We start from the raw sequence: 17,343 nt of genomic DNA on the forward strand, positions 1-17,343 counted from the left end.
ATTTAACGTTTCGCGGACTGCGTTAATTCATTGGCGATCCAATACGCCTCCGCTTCCTGCCGGTTCTGTTGCTGGAATAAGTCGCCAAACTTTGCGCGAGCCTCGTCGGCCTGCTCGCCACCCCGCGCGAGTTGCGTGAGCGCGGCGAGCGTGGTGTCTTGCTGCACTGCGTTATTGCGCGCAAGCCGCACCCAGCGGGACAGGTCTGACTCGACCGCACCGCGAAACTGGGCGCGATACACGTCGCGCAACGCCCCGACGCCATCGCCTTGCGCGCCGAGCAAATTCAAATTCGCCTCCCAGATGCGCCGCACTTCCGGGCCGATATTGCCGAGCTTCGCATCAAAGCCATTCGGCGTGCCGCCGAGCTCCGGCATAAAGGGACGGAAACTTTGTTCGGGCTCCACCCCGGCAATCGCCGGCAACCAACGGCTGTGTTTCACGAATAAGCGACTGCCTTCCTGCGAAGTAAGAAAGTGCAGGAAATCGAGCGCCACATCCGCGTGCGGCGACCCACTCCAGAGCGAAAACGCGGCCTCCGTGGGTAAATCGGCTTCACTTGGCACCGCTCCCAGCATCGCCGCACCATACACAGGGTCGTCGACCGCCGGCAGTGGCAGTCGAAACACGCCGACTTCGAATGGCACCTGACTGATCAAACTCGTCGCATCCCAGCTGCCCGTGGAAATCATCATCGAGCGCTGCTGGATAAACAGGAACATCGCATCCGAACGCGTGAGTTGCAGATAACCGGTTGGCATCATCAACGACAGTCCGCGCACCAATTCCAGGCTGCGCACCAACTCGGGACGATCCATATCCCACTCCCCGCGCAAAGCTCCGATTGCAATCTCCGGAGCGGTCGTGAAATAATTGCGGTCTTTGTCCAACGCGAGGGCGAGTCGCTGCGTCTGCGCGCCAAACAATCGATCGACGGGCTGAAAACTCTGGCCCGCTGACGCGAGCGGGAAGAGTGTCTGGTTTTCCCGGGCAGCATGCGCTTGAATCCGTCGCGTAATTTCCTGCATCTCGCCGAAGGTCGTGGGCTCCGGCGTGTCGCCCAGCACTGCACGCCACAACGCGCGGTTGTAATACACGCGCACCGTGAAAATCCCCATCGGGATTTTGTAGTAATCCTGCAGGTTACTGCTGCGATAAACGCCCTCCAGACCGTCGATAAAGGTTTCGCGCCACGATACATTTTCCAGCGGCGTGCCGCGGTTGTAGGGATTGGGTTGTTCCAAATCCGCCGTCATCGGAGTGAAATTTCGCGCAAGTAATTCGTCGCCCACGCCCGTCGGAATCTGGCCAAATTCAATGAGGTCCGGCGCCGTTCCCCCGACCAACTGGGTGCGCAACCACGAACCATACACCACGTCGGGAATGGCAATCTGCTCCACTCGAACATTCGGATGCAGTTCCATGTAACGCACCGCCATCGCATCATAAGCCGCCCGCAAGCCGCTCTCCAACTGCCAGTGCGCAAACCGGATCGTCAACACGTCCGGCGCGGCGTCGCGCCGCTCATGCCGGGCCACGCGCCAGGCCGACAAGCCAAACAACACGACCAGGACGGTCAGGCCGGTCAGGCGAAATATTTTGGAACGCTTCATGGCGTCGCCTCCAACGCCGCCAGCCGCCGCTTCACAAGGTTGACGCGGGCTTCGCGCGTGCCTTCGGCGAGAAATTTTTTGCAGTAAAGCGCGGCCATCTCTTTACGTCCGGCTTTTTCAGCGGCGTCAGCAATGCGCACATACAAATCCGCGCGCGACACGCGCTGCAGATGTCCGGCCCACTCCGCGGCCAGTAAGTGTTCCAGCAACGCTGCCTGGTCTCCGCCGAACCGCACATAAGCGTCCGCCATTGCGAGGTGGTAGTCGCGCTGCGCTTCCGGCATCGTAAAAAATTCCGACCGCGCGTTGCCGGCTCGCAAGCGCTCGGCGGCAGAGCCGGAGTCAGTTTGGTAGAGGCGGATCACCACCGCTTTTACGGCGGCCATCTGCGCGTAAAGGTGACGCGGATTCGCCCGCATGAGGGCGTCGTAATATTCAAGCGCCCGCGCCAGGTTCGGCACAAACCGGTGCGCTTGTTCGATGCGGCCAAGGTAATACTGCGCGCCGAGGCCGAATTCGTCGCTGCGGTTTTCCTGCACGAGGGCCTGCAGAGATTCGATGGCGCGATTCAGGTTCGTCTCCGTGCGCGGCTGAAGGTTCATCAACGTCACCGCCTCGCCAAAGCGACTCTCGCGCGACGCGGTTGTTGCCCGCAGAAACGCCCGGTGCGCGTCCGGCACGAGTAGTTTCGCCGCGTCGCGCCAAGACGCACGCCATTGGACTGCGACCGTTGAATCATCTTCGCAACGGGCGGTGCCCATCGCCATGGGCGAGACATGCGGTCGACCCAGCAAAACAGGCCGCCACGTTGATTGGCTCAGCACAGGCTTTTCAGTTCCGTTGGGGGGATAACGATAGTGAGCGAAGTTTACGCGGAAGTTTTTTTCGGTCTCCAGCCGTGTCGTCCCTTTTCCCTGCAGTGCGAGGCTCGCCACCGGAATCGAAATTTCCGCAATCCAGCCGCGGGTGACGCCCTGCTCGATCCACGGCGCAGTCGCCACTTCCACGCCGGCAAGATTCCAACTGCGATCAATATTCAGATGCTGCCGCTGCGCTTCCTCAACCTGATGCGCCGGATAAGTCGGACGCCGGCCCCAGACGTGGTAGAGATCCGCCACCACGCCTTTCGAGCTGACTTGGAGTTCCACGAGCTCGCGGCCCTCACCTTGAAAATCCAGGAAAATCTCCACGACCTCTTCCTTGTGCAAAAGCGCATCGCGCTCCGTCAAAGTAGCCGCGGTTGGCGCGCCTTCGCATTCAAATGCAAAATACAATCGCTCGTTATCCCACAGTGCGCGCACCTGCGTAACTCCGCCGGCCGGTTTTACGCTTTTGTCCGGCTGCAAAGGCCCCACGAAAGCATCAGAACGCACCGCGCGTTGCCAGATGGCTTCGTCGAGCTTGCCGTCGATCATCACGATGGGCTCACGGCAGCGCTGCACTCGCAAATCCGCACTCCATCCCGGTGTGCAGACGACTGCTGCGACCAGCGCGCACAAACTCCAATGATGGCGGGAAACGATCATGCGCGAGGCGCGGGCTGCGGCGTCAGCGTGAACGAAAGCTCCAGCGGGGTGAACAACCCGAGCACCAGGCGATGACAGCGTTGTTCGGCGAGCCCGGTAATCGTGCGCACATCGCCCAGCGGCATGCGGTGTTCGCTCGCGGGCAACGCGTCCATTGCAATAGTCGATCCATCCGGCCCCGTCAGCACGTAGCGGCCTGCGGCCGAGGTGTAGGTGCGGCCTCCATATTTCAGCGGTTCCGTCGTGCCATCCGGCAGCGTAAGCACGCCGGTTTCACGCAGGAGAAATTGCACGTTCACCGGCATATCCGCCCACCCGCCGATTTTTATCTTCAATTCGAATTTACCATCGGCCAACGGACGAATGATCACTTCAGCGGTTTGGTTGGCGGTGGTGCGATTCGGGCCCCACTTCGCGCGCGGGCGATAGTGCGCAACGTGATCCCAACCCGGCTCCACATAATTCAAACGCGCGCTGCCATCGGGCAGATACTCGATGGTATCGGGACGGAAACCGCACGTGCCCGTGCCCCAGCGGAGTTTCATCGCGTCGATGGCCACAAGGCCCGCTTGCAAACTCAGGAACGCATCCGCGCGTTGCAGGCCGCCCCACGTGCCTTGCGTGATGTCCCAATAATGCCCGCCTTTGTCGGCCGAAACCGTCAAGGCCACGCCGGCTCGACGTCGACGCCAGATCGGCGTATCGCGCAGCTTCAGATCGTAATCTTCCGGCAGCGGCTGCCGCGCTCTGCTATCGGCAGCGCTCAGTCTGACATCGTCGTAATAATACCGGAGCGGCACCGACAAACCCTCGGGCGTGAACGCCGCCAGGTCGCCTTCGCCCACCCCGTCGTGTTGCGCGCGCAGCTCATCCGCCGCCTGGGCAAATGCCGGGTCGTTCAACTCAACCGCGAGTCGCCGAAACAAAAAATAGTCGCCCCAACGCCACTCGGCGCGCCCGCGATCCTGGCGATGGCTGAACATCGTTTCCGCCGCACCATTGGGTTGGCGCATCGCCAGAGTGAAACGCAGGTTGCGCGCGATCAACTCGAGGAAGTCTTTGCGGCCCCAGTAATCCACGAAGTAAAGCAGCCCATAGTTGGCGACTTCGTTGTAAACCGGACTGCGCTCTTCGTAATAAAGTCCGTCTTGGTCGATATCGATGCCGTCGGAAAGATATTCCTCGATCACCACCCCGTTCGCCGGATCAGGAAACAACGCGTCAACCACCGCGAGCGGGCCCGCAAACGCGGCCCAGCGGTGATTACTGGTGTGCGCCGGTTTTTCGCGCACGCAACGCGCGCCACGCAGAAGGTAAGCTTTGAACACGGCGAGAATTTCGTCCCGCCCGGGCAACCCACTCGCTTCCACGCGGCGATAGGTTTCGCACACGCCCGGCAGCGTGAAACCGATCTCGCTCCCCGTGCCGACCCCGAAGGCGTGGAGCATCACGCTGCCATCGTCGCGCTGACGCCGCTGCATGAACACGAGATGCGCGCGCAGTTTTTCGAGTAGAGCCGGATTCGCGTAGTAGCCGGTGAATTCTGGATAGAGATACACCGCAAACAGGAGTTGCGCGAAGTAGATGCTTTCGCGGCTGTCGGCGTAGCGTTTCACGGGATCGACGAATCCGCCGTAATTGCGATCAGCCGGATCCATGCAGAAACGCGGCAGCATTTGTTCGACGAACTTCTGCGTCCGCCGGTGGATGAATTCCAAGTCTGCGTTCATGAATTGGGTTGCAGGCATTATCGGGCGAAATCCTGGAAAGACCACACCGTCTCGATGGCGTCGGCGCGATACCAGGTGGGATGAATTGTTTGCGAACGACCGCCACTCGCCGAGCGTCCACTCGCCCAGGCTGCGGAGCGTTTGCCGTCGTTGAGCACATAGAAACTGAAGCGCACCTCGCGGCCAACAACGGGTTTCACTTCCGCGAGTTCGCTCCACGGAATCGCCGCCTCGTAGCGCCAGAGTGCGCCTTCACGTTTCACGACCAGCGTGGCGCGCGGCACCAGCCCTTGGTCGCGCTCGAGGCGATTAGAGAACGGATAATAATTGTGACGCGGCACGCCGGGCGCCATGAGCCGCCAGACTTCCGGTTGCGGCTCGCCCTCGATTACGAAACGCGGATCTTCAAACGGGGGATTCGGTTTGCGGTAGTTGTCATCGGGTGGATTGGCGATCCGTGCGAGGTGTCGATCGCGCACGGTGGCGTAGGATTCCGCGAGGCGGTTTTTCGCGCCGAGGTAGAGATCGTATTCGTAGTCCGCGCTCAACGCTTCGAAACGCGCGTCCACTTTTTTCTGAGCTTCGGGCGGCAGCCACGGATCATTTTTTTCGCCAGCTCGGTGAATATCGAACGCGATTTTCAAGCCGTCGCCCGCGGTGCTCACGAACTCTGGCGTGACACCCCAATACAGGAAATCCAACGGCGCTTCATGCTGCGTGAAATAAATGCCTTCGCGCATCGACGGGCGGTAGTGTGCTTCGGCGTCCTGCACTTCCGCACACAGGTAAAAATAGTCGTCGTCCCACGCGCCCGCGAAACGCACCTGCGTCCCGCCCGCGTGCCCTGCCGGCAAATTCATGAACGGAAACCAGTATTTCTCCACCGCATCGGGTGCTGCGGCGCCGCTCGAAACCGTCACGGGGAGCGCGCCGATTTTTTCCCAATCGGAAAGATCGCCGTCCACGTTGACGGTGCCGCGACGGAAAATGGCCACGTGAAGATTTTCAGTGAAACGCAACCCGCCGGTCGGAGATTTCACTTCTACTGAAAACGGATAACGGTTCGCCGCGACTTCAGCGGTTTCCGCAACTTCAAACGCGAGTTCGCGCGATTCGCCGGGCTTGAGTGCAGCGAGCGATTGAGTCGGTGCGACCAGACGCCAGCCGGTGGGCGGCGTGAGTTTCACCTCGGCATCGGTGGTGGCTTGCGCGTTGTTGCGCACCGAGACGCGCACCGCTGGTTTTTTTTCCAACGGCTGCGTGAAATCGAGCAACGTCGCTTGCAGCGTATTGCCCGCATACTCCGCGCGAGCGGCACGCAACTTCGCTTCGACGTCACTCGCGCCCCGCGTCGAAATTACGTAGTGCGCCTCTTCGTTGAGCGGAATTTCGAAACCGCCGCGTGCGTCGCGCGCAATCGCGTTGCCACTGAAATCGTAAACCGAAAGCGCGCGATCGGTGTCGGCGACCTGTAGTTTTCCGAAGGCCGTCACCGCCGGCCAGGCGACGTCGCCATGGGCCTCGTGGTAACCGTAGCCGTAAGCTTTGATGCGTCCGATGACGACCGCCGCGTGTTTGGCCGGGGCGTCGGCTGCGCTTTCAAACAGAAACATCCACGGCAAATGCGACGGCGAAATCTCGCGTGTGAATTTCACCCCTTCGATAAAATGTAGCCACGTGGACACCGCCTGGCCTGCAGGAGCCGGCAGGGCGATGGAAGAATTTGGGACGAAGCGCCAGTCAGGGTGTCCATTGTGACCAGGCTGGGTTTGATAAAGCCCGGGATCGCCGGGATTCGATTTCTCAAAACCGTGGGCGATTTTCATCGTGAGATTGGCGATGAGGTAGGCGTCGTAGTGACTGAGCCAGTCCTCTGTTTCCCACGCGCGTTTGCCCAGCACCGCGGATTGCACCGCACCACGACTCGCCTCGAGATCGGCGTGATGGCTGGTGATATCCACGTAATCAGTCAGGCCGCGCATCTGGATATTGTCTTCGAAATTCGTGATCGCATCTGCGGCAAGGATCGGAAAATCCGGCGAAGCGCGGCGGGCGGCCGTAGAAGCGACTTTCAACCACTCGCCATAATAATGTCCGGTGCCGTGATAAAACGTGATGCTGCCTTTTTCCCACGGCTCATTGCGCAAATAGGCCGCCGGCGAAACGTCGCCGTAACGCTTGATCACTTGCTCCACCTGCTGCCCGAACAAAGGGAAATCCTCGGGGCGCGGGATCAGGTTCACTTTGCGGCCCCACGCGTAGGTGATCGGTTTGCCGCCAATCATCGGAAGCGGGCCCGCCCACGTGCTGATATCATTGAGCGAAAGCAACCCGTGCCGCCGCAAGGCCGCCGCGAGTCTGTCGGGAATCGTCCAGTCGAATTGCCCGTCGGCACTAAAACGCGGCGTGATGGGGAGACGCAGCCATTTGATGCCATAGCGTTCGGGGATCGAAAAATCCGTGCTCTCGCCCCGCGTCATCGTGTCGTCAGCAGTCGCGAGAAAATACGACTCGGGCTTCGGCCCTTTCGCGGGCGGATACACCACCGCAAACGCCGCTGCACGATAACCGTCATCAACCGCGCCTCCACGCAGCGCGATCATCACGGAGAAGTGGCCGTATTTTCCGGTGGTCGCCGAAAGCGACAACTTCAGCACGCGCCCCGGCGACAGTTCGCCGGGAGAATTACTGGCAAGCGAGCGCAACGGCCACTCGCCGATGAGTTCGACGTTTTTGTAAGGCGAATCCCAAATACTCTGCGGATTGCCGACCAACGAACGCGTGCGCGCCACACGCACCACGTAACGATCGAGCGAGATGGAATCCGCGGCGACATTCTCGACGGAAAATTCCAACGCGACCGGCGCGGCAGGTTCAAAAAAAATCCCCGCCGCTTGCCCGGGCGCGAACGTCGTAGTCCGCCACGCCGACAAGGGCGCATGCGCGTAATGGGCGTGCACGCTCGCGCCGCTGCCTGATGCGAACACGGTGATCGCAAAAAACAACGAACGGAGGTGACAGAGACGGGGCATGCGGAGCAGGTGTAAAATCACACGGGTCTGACCGACCGGAAAGGCCAATCAGACCCGTGGTTATGTTGACGTAACAGGCTTAAAGGAACGAAACGATGACGTGAGGCGTCGGGTTAGAACGTGTAAGCCGCGCGGAAGGTGGCGGCGAACGGTTCGCCGCGATAGAAGCTAATGTAGTATTTTTCGTTCAACAGATTGTTGATCGTGAGGCTGAGGCGCAGTTCGCCCTTCGTGATCTTCGTGGTGTAGTCCACGCCAGCGCGCACGTTGATGTAGGAAGGCACGGTGATCTTATACGAAGAAAGGTTGGGAATCTCGACGTCAGAGACGTAGTTGCCGCCGAGGCCTGCGCCCCACTTGGTGCCCGGAAATTTGTAGTGATTCCAGATGCTCAGCGTGTTCTTCGGCGAGTTCGGGCTGCGTTGGCCGACGTAGTTTCCTTGGTTCGGGTCGCGGATCCGGCGGCCGTCCACCGTCGTGATGAACGGAATTGCTTCGTTCTCGACGACTTTCGCGACCGGCAGCCAGCCGGCGGTGAAGAGCGCCGAATAGTGCTTGTTGGGTTGCCACGTGAGCTCGAGTTCCGCGCCGCGGCTGAGGCGCTCGCCGCCCGGCACCTGCCAGGTGACGTTGTTATTCGTATCGGCGTCATTGTTGCGCGGGTCGGAATTAGTGCGTTCCAAGTCGGTGAAACGGAAGGCCGCGTCGTTGAGCCGGCTCGTCTCGAAGAGCGAGAACTGGCCGATGAGCTTGCGGTTCAACAGGCCAAATTTGAGGCCGACGTCGTAACCCACGCCGGTCACCGGCGGATGGATGTTGTCGTTCTTCTCCGCCTGCGTGGCCCCAGCGCCGGTGATCAGGAAGATGTTGATGTTTGGATCGAACGATTTGCTGCGGCTCGCGAAAAATACCAGGTTCGGGCTGATGTTCCACGTCACGCCGAGCGTGTTGATGTCCGTGAGGTCCGCGGTGTTTTTGAAAGGAATGCTCCGCACTTCGTATTCTTGCACACGACCACCCATAAGAATGCCGACCTTGCGATCGAACAATTCGATGATGTGGCTGGCGTAATAAGCGTTTTCGTAGTTCTGCGCCCAAGCTGGGGGCGTCGTTTGGCGAGGGTAAGCGCTGATGAACTTCGAGACGTCGATGTATCCGTCCGTCGCGAAAACGTAACCGCTGGTCGGGATGGTGGCGGTCGACGTGCGCGGGTCGCGAACGACGCCCGGAGTCGCGTTCAGGCCATAGTAAGTGCCGACGAGCTGGCGGTAGTAATCCTTGAAATACTGGCCGCCAATGTTGGTCGTGTGATGGGTCGGCCCGATGTCGTAATCGAAGAGTGCGCTGAGCGACATCGTGGTCGAGTCGTTCTGATCCTCGCGCACCGCCATGCTCGCTGCGCGCATGGTGCCATCAGCCAGCACTTCCGTCAGCTGGATGTTGTTACGCGGGCGCAACAGGTCATATTTCGTGTAAGCGAACTTAAGGGCGACGTGTTGGCTTGGCGTCCAAAGAGCGTCGCCACCCCAAGTCTGGATGTCTTTTTTTGCATACGTGCCCAGCTGCATGGGATTGTAATGCCAGCCGCGCGGCGTGAGCTCGGACGAGATGCCGGTCGCCCACGTCGGATAAACGCCGTCCTTGTTGTTCGGGTCGTTGATGAAAGCCAGGCGGGTCTGGGCGATCCAGTTGTTCAAGTTCTCTTTCCACTGCGCTTGCAGGATTGGTTTCAACTGTGCGTCAGTCAGCCCGCCGAGGCCGGTTTGGGTGCGCGCCCAAGTGTAGTGCTCCGGACGCGGATTCGCGTAGTCGAGGTAATACTGTTCCGCAATGACGCTGCTCGCGATCGAGTTACCCGACTGCTGGCGCTGAGTGTTCTCATAACGCGCGTTGATCCGCAGCGTGTCGAAGGCCTTGTAGCTCACCGCACCGCGGATGAACTGCAGGTTGTCGTAGGCGTGGTCGATGAAAGAACCGCTCTCCTGCAAGGAACCATCGAGGCGGTAAGTCAACCGGCCGTTCTTATCGATCGCGCCTTGCGAGCCGATGTCCACCGACTTCTTGTCGTAGTTGCCGTAGCTGACCGTCAAGGACTGCTGACGAACCGGCGATGGCGGACGGGTGCCGAAATTAAAAATGCCGCCGGGCTGCGCGCGACCGAAGAAAAGCGTGGCCGGACCTTTAATCACCTCGACGCGTGCACCGCTGCGCACGATCGGCTCGGTGTAGTAACGCACCCCGTCCTGAGTATAATAACCGGTGCCCTGGCCGCGCGAGTTACCCGTCGAGCCCAGCAGAACCGGATCCGGCACCACATAGGTGTTGGGCATGAATTGGGAAACTTCCGCGTAGCTGTTCAGGCCGGCGTCACGGATAAAATCTTCCGTGAGCACGTTGATCGTCAGCGGCGTGTGCTCGATGTCGCGGTTGAAACCGGTCGCGACGACGGAATTGGAAGCGCGATAACCGGACTCATCCGCTTTGACCGTGAAAGGATCGAGCACCACGACATCATTCGTGAGCGGGGCAACGGCAGTCGCAGTCGAACGATTCGCCGCGGGCGACGTCGTGGTTTGCGCGAGGGCCACGGACGGGAGAACGGTTGCAAGGGTCAAAGCCAAGAGTGCCAGCCGGGGTAACGGTTGCGCAGTCAGAGCTGATTTGTGGTCAGTCATACGGGGTTTGGTTAATGGGGTGCCAAGAGCGTCGCTACGGTCAAAGGGGTGATCCGCACTGCTCAGTGCATGTGGTAGATTGTATTTTTATTGTATCGTCAAGGGTTTTGTATTGTATTTTTTTAGTTTCGATAAAAAGACATTGCCTGACATTAAAACTTGGGGCGACGCTAGCCTTCGCTTGCCCATCTCCCGTAATCCCTTACCTCTTTCGACTTCATGTCCGTGATTCTCAATCAAGGTCCCCAGGCGCGCTCGATTCGCTCGCTCCGCAAGTGGATTGCTGAGGGCAAACTGGCGGCCGGCGAATTACTCCCGACCGAGCATAACTTGATGGAGTTGTTGAAAGTGTCGCGCACGACCGTCCGCGCCGCACTCGGCCAGTTGGAAACGGAAGGCTTAATCCGCTCGGGCGAAAATCGCCGCCGGCTCGTCTGCGAACCGGTCGCGGCCCCGCGCACCAACCTGATGGCAAACACCGTGTGCCTGCTCACGTTGCCGATGACGGTGCCGGAGTCCGTGCAAAAGAAACGCGTGGGGCCAGTCTGGGAACGTTTCATTCAAGTCGGTGCCGTCGAAGCCCTACAACAAGCCGGCAAAGACGCCCTCACCCTTCAACTCAGCGGCAACTATCAGGATCGTCTCGCCCAATTTAATTCCGAGCATCCCTACGGTCTCATCGCGATGCACGATGGCATCAAAACGTCGCCCGCCTGGAAAGCCATCGACGAACTCGCGCAGTCCGGTGTGTCGATGGTTATTTACGGATTCGGTTCGAATTACCCTACGCACGACACGCTTGCGTCAGATCATGCCGCCGGCTGCGCGGCACTCACGCGATTCCTGCTCAAGCGAGGCCGCAAACGCCTGCTTCGCGCGTGGAGCGTGGAAAACCTTGCGCAACCCCTTCCGGGCTGGCTCGCAGAGCGCGACCGTGGCTTCGAGGAAGCCATGAAAGAGACCAATCTCCCCGTGCTGCCAGCGTTGCGTGTGCCCATCAATCTGCGTGAGGAATTTTCTGAGGAAACATTCGTGCTGCGCCGCCGTTTGCTCGCCGGCTTCCTACTCGATCACGTGACTGGCCCAAATCGCGTCGACGCCATCCTCGCGCCCTCGGATTCCGTCTTTTTTCCGCTCGCCGCCGCGTGTCGTCAACTCGGCCTGAAACCCGGCGAGGACATCGACCTCGTCGGCTACGACAACAACTGGCGCGAATCCGTTTACCGCACGTGGGAAAGCGCCGCGCCACTCGCCACGGTGAACAAAAACAATCTGAATCTTGGCCATGAACTCGCGGACCTGCTCGTCGCGCGTGCGGAAAAGAAACTGCCCGCCAAAAAACAGCATAAGTTGATCGCCCCCGAACTCGTCATCGTCAGCAGCTAATCCCCGCGCATCCAGGATAGCCCGAACTCGCGCCATCCACCTGTCACTTAATAAGTGACATTTCCTCGCCGCCTTTCACCGCATGACCGCGTTTTTTCAGCTCAATGCCACGACCGGTGACTTCGAAACGGCTGCCGGCGATCGCATTATTCCCGTCGGCGTCAACTACTGGCCCGCTTCTTGTGGTGTGGAAATGTGGCCGCACTGGCCCTCCGCCGAGATCCAAGCCGATCTCGCTCTGACGCGCGCGCTGGGGCTAAACTGCGTGCGGTTTTTTCTTCGCTGGCAGGATTTCGAACCCGCAGTCGGAATCTACGAGGAGCGTATGTTCGCGCGCCTCGACGATTTGCTGCGCTGGCATCGCGAGCAGGGGTTGCTCGCGCACCCGACGTTGTTTGTTGGCTACATGAGTGGCGGGATATTTTGGCCGGAGTGGCACGCCGGCCGAAATGTATTTTCCGATCCCGCTCTACGTGCTCGCGCCATCGCGTTTACAGAAAAAGTCTCGGCGATCTGCGCACATTATCCTGAGACCGTGCTCGCGATCGATCTCGGCAACGAACTCGGTTGTCTGCCCGAATGCGCCGCCGCCAAGCCGGCCGAAGTCGCCTCGTGGTGCGCTGACATGAGCGCTGCGATTCGTCGGAAATTTCCCGCTGCACTCGTTGTTTCCGGCAGCGAACAGACGCAGGTTAATATGGACGTCGGCTGGCGCTTCGGCGCGCAACCCGGCTGTGATTTTTATTCGATGCACACGTATCCCGTGAGCACGTGGCACTCGCTCGCCTTCGACGGCATGACCGATCCGCTCGCGCAAAGCCTGCTGCCCTTCTACGTGAAATGCGCGAAAGCATGGGGGCCGGTAATGGCGCAGGAATTCGGCACGCTGCTTACGCGCGGCCAGAACGAGTGCGACACTTATCTCCGCGCCGTGTTACCCGCGTGCCGCGCCGCGGGTGCGAACGGTTTTCTCTGGTGGTGCCTGCGCGACATTTCGTTTCCCGGGCACCCTTACGACAAGTTCGCGTTCGAGGGCCAACTCGGACTCGTCGATGCCACGAATCAGGTAAAGCCCAGCCTGCGCTACTTCATCGAATTCGCGCAGCAGTTGCTCGCTGCCAAAAAATCGACCAAAAATTCGAAGCGTTCTTCGACCGCGATTTATTGGCCGCGCGAATACTACCTCCGCGACAATCCGCGCAATCCTGGCAACGATCCCGGCGCACTCTCCCGCCAGTTAGCCGTGGCTCATTTTGCGTTAGACCAGATCGGCACGAACCCGCGCCTCGTCCGCAGCGCCGATGATCTTGCGGCCACCGATGTGCTGGCCATCGCCGGGGCAAAATTGACTGCGACCGAAATAGACCAACTTTTGCTCTGGGTGCAGGGCGGCGGTCGCCTCATTTTCCAGGGCCCCGACGCCCTCACGTGGGGCGCGGGCCTGGAAAAATTACTCGGCGCCGAGCCACTCGACTTTCGCGCCCCGCACAAGCGCACGATCGAATGGAATAACGACTCATGGACTTTCACTCTTTTCCCGCGCGATATCTTCCTGACGGTGCGATTGACTTCCTCGCAACTGCTCGCGGCGGACGAAAACGCCAACCCCGTTTTGTTCCGCCACACGTTGGGCCGAGGCGCCGTGATCACTTGCATGGCCGATATTGATCGCGAGTTCGCCGCCACGAGTAACCAACGCGAAACCCGCGCTCGCTGGCTCAGCTGGTATCGCAGCCTGCTCGCCGCGACGGGCTAATCCGCTCGCTCAGTCAACGCGCCGCACGCTCAGTTCCGCGAAAGACGCGCGGCCTCGGCCGGACATCGCAAGGAAGATCATCGAGAGGCTGCCGGGGATCTTCGCCGTTAAACGTCCCGACACGCGCGTCCATTTGTCAGCATTCACCAAGTCAGTCTTTTCAACCTGGCGATCAAAGTCAGCCCCGTTCTCCCGCTGCAGTTTTCCCCAGAAGGCCTCGCGGAGTTCCAACCATGCTTCGACTTCACCTTCCACGCGAATGAGCGCGGAGAACTCCACGGCTTTACCACGATCCAAGTGCAGTGAAAATCCCAACGGAAACGTTTCCGCCCACGGCGGATTCGCACTCAACGAATAACGCACCGACTGATAATACTGCCCCGACGGCGGCTCGATCGGATCCAGTGTGTTCAGAACGATCGCGCCGCGATCGGCGAGATCGGTGGCGCGTTGCCACGAAACAAGGTGCCGGGGATTTTCGTAGGCGAAAAACAATCCCGATGAACCATCACGCTCGCGCGCAATCGGTGCGTTGAAAAAATTCACCCGATCCGTGAAGAACGGCGCGAAGTCGTTCGCTGTCACCCATTCGCTTAACGTGACCTCAACCGCTTCGCTCGCGATCTTTTCGGCCTCGGTCGCCGGAAGACAAAACAGTTCGTAGGTCACCTCGTAGAGAAAACGACCGTCGAGTTGCGGCACGCCGCGCTCGAGACACAGGTGCTCGTCATACCAAACATCGCACGTGTGCAGCACCACGGGAGTGTTCGCGGCAAGCACGCGCACGGCGGGTGTGATTTTCTCGCCCGAAAAAAACATCATGCCACCCACCGGAAAAGGTTTGTGGAGATGCGACACCGCATAGGGCGACGCCGCCCCTAAGCGCCGCAAGGCCGGATCGAATACTTCCGCATAAGCGGGCTCTTTCACCTCGGGTCGACGAAATCCTTGCGCGTCGGGCCAATAATACGGCTCGATCACTGAAAGCTGGGAATGCGGCCGACGTTCAAATTCGCCCGTCGGAGTTTCATGAATCGTCGCATCAAAACGCTTCTTGTCCGGCCATGAGTTGCCCGCGTCCGCGGGGAGATAATTTAAAAACTCGATGCTCTGCTCCGCCGGAGTGTCCGCCAGTAATTTACTCCGCACGTTCACCCGATAGTCGGCCGGGCCGTTGCCAGTGCGACTTAAGGTGAGCGTGATTTGCTGAAGATTACGGCCTTCCTTCGAGCGACGCTCAAAGCCGATCTCCGCATTTTTCGCTGTGAGATTCAGCGCCACGCGATCCATTGGTAGCCAGCCCGAGCCCCAGCGCCAGCGAATGTCTGCCTGCAAACCAATCGCGGTGGCGGAGTGATAACTTTCAGGGAAACTAGGCTCCGCCGAATCGGGCTGACGTAGAAAAACCGCGTTACAATAAAACCCGCCCTGCGGCATCCGGATGAGCAGCAGCACGCGCCGCGCTCCGTCGCAGATCCAGAAATGATCGGTCGCTTCCTCCACGGAAAACACACCCGTGCCTGGTGACGCCGTCGCGTTCGATGAAGTTATTTCGGAATTTTTCACGCAGGTTTAGGAACGAATTAAAGCTACCCCGAATGCCGGCAGCGTCAAAACACCGTCCGTGGTTTCGACCCCCGGCAGCAAGTGCTCGCCGGTCGGCGCGTTCGCGATTTTTTTTATCTCCGCCGTGTGGTTTAAAACAAAGACTAAGGTTTTCCCTTCGCCCGTTCGACGCAGCACTTCAACACCGGGAGGAATGCCGGGGATGATCGCTTTCACTGAAGTATTTTTCATCAGCAACGCAAGCCAGCCACTCACCAGTTCTGTGCTGGCGTAAGTGCCGATGTAAAAACAACGCCCCTCACCCACTTGGTTTTCAACCGCTGCGGCCGCGTCCACAAACCGTCCCTCGCGCCAGCGCGCGACGACGGCGCCACCGCGAGTTTCCAAAACTTCGCGCCACAAATTTTCCGAAAAAACCTGATCATCCCACTTAAAGGTTATCGACGGCGATCCCGTTAACGGCGGACTATTGAGTCGGGAATGCTCTTTGACGGTGCAACCTGCCAGCGCCGTCAGCAGTCCCGGCGGAGTGGCGGCCACGACGCGTCCGAATTTATCTTTCGTGCCGCTGCGCGCGAGGATCACCAACGTGCCGCCGCGCTCAACCCAACGCGTCAACGCAGCAACCACCTCTGCTGTGACGATCGCGTTCGAGCACAGAAAAAGCAGTTTGCAGCCTTCCAGCGAGTCGAGCGGATGGACGTAACCCACATTCAGCCCCGCGGCGGAACACGCCGTGAAAATTCCATCGGCCACATCCCAGGGCGAAGGCAGCCCGTGCGTGATCGGCCGATGCCCGAATTCCATCAGCCCCATGTCGAACAGCACGCCGACCTCCGGGCGCACTTCCGTCCCCCTCAAGATCGGAGCGAGACGCGCAAACTCTGCGCCTTCGACGCACAACTCCTCGAAGCGCCGCCGGAGCACGTTGTCGTGATCGATGACACCTTCCCAATATTCTTCGGCGCCGTAGCGACACGTGCGCCAGCGGAAATGCAAAATTCCTTCCGCCCCGTGGGCGACGCCCTGCCACGCGAACAACCGCATCTGGCCCGGCTCGGGCGTGGCACTCATCCAATCCAATTGTCCGCCCGGCCCCGATTGAAGTTCGGTGACGATGAATTTCCCGCAAATGCTCCGCGTCCGCGCCAGCAACCGGGAGGGAAATTTCGCCGGACTCAATTCGCCCGGCGCATCCATGAAGGCGAGCATCGGATACACGTCCACCGCCATGAAATCTAGGTCGCGCGAAAATTCGCGGTAGTCGAGATTCCGGAACACGCCGTTATGCGTGATCCACCACGCAGGATTCGCGGCGCGCAAAATTTCCACCTGATCGCGCTGAAACACGACCGCCTTGTGCGACGTGAACAACAGAAAATCCAAACGATGCCCCGGATTTTCCGCCGACGGCCGCATCGCGTAAGGTGGCAGCACTTCCTCGAAGTTCGTATAAGTCTGGGCCCAAAAATTCGTGCCCCACGCCTCGTTGAGCGCGGCGATGTCACGGTATTTCTCGCTCAGGAACTCGCGAAACGCGACGTGGGCCGCCGGACTGTAATCCTCCGCCGTGTGGCAATAGATTTCGTTGTCGGTTTGCCAGCCGATGACGTGCGGATTTCGCGCGAAGTGCGTCGCCATCGCATGCGTGATTTTCCGGCTGAAATCGCGGTAGCGCGGTGAGCACAAACTGGCGTGCTGCCGCGAGCCTTGTTGCATGGAACGACCGTTGGCATCGACTTGCAGCACGTCCGGATAATTGGTCGTCAGCCACATCGGCGGCGCTTCTGTCGGCGTGCAGAGAATGGTTTTAATGCCTGCCCGACCCAGCCGATCGATGTGGAAATCGAAGAATGAAAAATCGAATTCCCCCTCGCGACGCTCCATGCGATCCCACGCAAACTCCGCCATGCGCACGACGTTCACCTTCGCCGCAAGCAACCGTTCGACGTCGTGCTCGAGGTGTTCCGGCAAATCGTGCTCGGGATAATACGCGACGCCGAAGAGGAAATTCGCCGGCGAGAGTCGGGGGCGAGCGGGCTGGGTTGAAATCGGCATA

The 17,343-nt window shown here is 59.8% G+C and carries 9 protein-coding genes; 2 read left to right on the forward strand and 7 right to left on the reverse strand.

The window, feature by feature from the left end:
• Positions 1-2 precede the first annotated feature (2 nt).
• From ACRRQW_RS01080 to ACRRQW_RS01100, 5 genes are all read right to left on the reverse strand, one after another.
• A complete protein-coding gene (locus ACRRQW_RS01080; RefSeq protein ID WP_438479349.1) occupies positions 3-1,613 on the reverse strand; it encodes an extracellular solute-binding protein in 1,611 nt (536 codons plus the stop codon).
• Positions 1,610-3,139 (reverse strand): hypothetical protein, encoded by a 1,530-nt coding sequence (locus tag ACRRQW_RS01085; protein WP_438479351.1) that lies wholly within the window; start codon positions 3,137-3,139, stop codon positions 1,610-1,612. Before ACRRQW_RS01085 ends, ACRRQW_RS01080 begins: the two co-directional genes overlap by 4 nt.
• Complete coding sequence (locus ACRRQW_RS01090) at positions 3,136-4,887, reverse strand: hypothetical protein (RefSeq protein ID WP_438479352.1); 1,752 nt, start codon at positions 4,885-4,887, stop codon at positions 3,136-3,138. The genes ACRRQW_RS01085 and ACRRQW_RS01090 overlap by 4 nt, the downstream gene beginning before the upstream one ends.
• Positions 4,887-7,901 carry a hypothetical protein gene (locus ACRRQW_RS01095; protein ID WP_438479354.1) on the reverse strand — a complete coding sequence of 1,005 codons (3,015 nt, stop codon included), beginning with the start codon at positions 7,899-7,901 and terminating at the stop codon, positions 4,887-4,889. Before ACRRQW_RS01095 ends, ACRRQW_RS01090 begins: the two co-directional genes overlap by 1 nt.
• A gap of 113 nt (positions 7,902-8,014) precedes the next feature.
• Complete coding sequence (locus ACRRQW_RS01100) at positions 8,015-10,489, reverse strand: TonB-dependent siderophore receptor (protein WP_438479356.1); 2,475 nt, start codon at positions 10,487-10,489, stop codon at positions 8,015-8,017.
• Between the two features lie 306 nt (positions 10,490-10,795).
• Between ACRRQW_RS01100 and ACRRQW_RS01105 the strand changes: the two genes are divergently transcribed.
• Together ACRRQW_RS01105 and ACRRQW_RS01110 are read left to right on the forward strand one after the other, a co-directional pair.
• A complete protein-coding gene (locus ACRRQW_RS01105) occupies positions 10,796-11,962 on the forward strand; it encodes a GntR family transcriptional regulator (RefSeq protein ID WP_438479358.1) in 1,167 nt (388 codons plus the stop codon).
• A gap of 82 nt (positions 11,963-12,044) precedes the next feature.
• Positions 12,045-13,718, forward strand: a complete 1,674-nt coding sequence (locus ACRRQW_RS01110; RefSeq protein ID WP_438479360.1) for a glycoside hydrolase 5 family protein — start codon at positions 12,045-12,047, stop codon at positions 13,716-13,718.
• Between the two features lie 9 nt (positions 13,719-13,727).
• Here the strand turns inward: ACRRQW_RS01110 and ACRRQW_RS01115 are convergent, their stop codons facing one another.
• Together ACRRQW_RS01115 and ACRRQW_RS01120 are read right to left on the reverse strand one after the other, a co-directional pair.
• Positions 13,728-15,284: a hypothetical protein gene (locus ACRRQW_RS01115; protein WP_438479362.1), complete on the reverse strand. Its 1,557-nt coding sequence runs from the start codon at positions 15,282-15,284 to the stop codon at positions 13,728-13,730.
• A gap of 6 nt (positions 15,285-15,290) precedes the next feature.
• Positions 15,291-17,342, reverse strand: coding sequence for a beta-galactosidase (locus ACRRQW_RS01120; RefSeq protein WP_438479364.1), 2,052 nt, complete (start codon positions 17,340-17,342; stop codon positions 15,291-15,293).
• Position 17,343: the final 1 nt, after the last annotated feature.

The sequence above is a fragment of the Oleiharenicola lentus genome, assembly GCF_051660365.1.
GTDB lineage: Bacteria > Verrucomicrobiota > Verrucomicrobiia > Opitutales > Opitutaceae > Lacunisphaera > Lacunisphaera lenta_A.